This is a genomic window from Treponema endosymbiont of Eucomonympha sp. (assembly GCF_001028545.1).
Genome location: NZ_BBPW01000552.1, coordinates 1 through 484, shown reverse-complemented (window position 1 = coordinate 484; position 484 = coordinate 1). Strand labels below are relative to the sequence as shown.

General features: G+C 62.0%; 1 protein-coding gene. It reads right to left on the bottom strand.

From position 1 onward, the window contains the following. Window positions 1–484, bottom strand: a 484-nt coding sequence (locus tag AWU74_RS08015; RefSeq protein WP_162505083.1) for an ATP-dependent helicase, incomplete at both ends; no start/stop codon positions are given.

The following is a 484-nucleotide window of genomic DNA, read 5'->3' as shown; positions in this document are numbered from 1 at the left end:
AGAATCGTCTCGGCGATGAAATCCGCCTCTGCCGTCTCGTTTTCGGGGAAGTAGACCTCTATCGGCTTGCCCGACCCCTTGCCCGACCAGAGCGCTTTATCCTTGCGCTTCGTGTTGTGCGAGATGACGCCGTTCGCCGCAGCGAGAATCGTCTCGGTGGAGCGGTAGTTCTGCTCGAGGCGGATTTCGCGCGCGGCGGGAAAGTCGCGCTCAAAGCGGCGGATATTCTCGTAGCTTGCGCCGCGCCACGAATAAATCGACTGGTCGTCGTCGCCCACCACCGCGACGTTGCCGTCCGCGAGTAGGCGCATAAGCTCGTACTGCTGTTCGGAGGTGTCCTGAAACTCGTCGACCAGCAGGTAACGGTAGCGCGCGCGGTATCTATCGAGCACGTCGGGGTGCCCGCGGAACAGCGCGACTGGCAGCACGATGAGGTCGTCGAAGTCGACCGCGTTGTGGAGCTTCAGCCCCGCCTGATATTCCT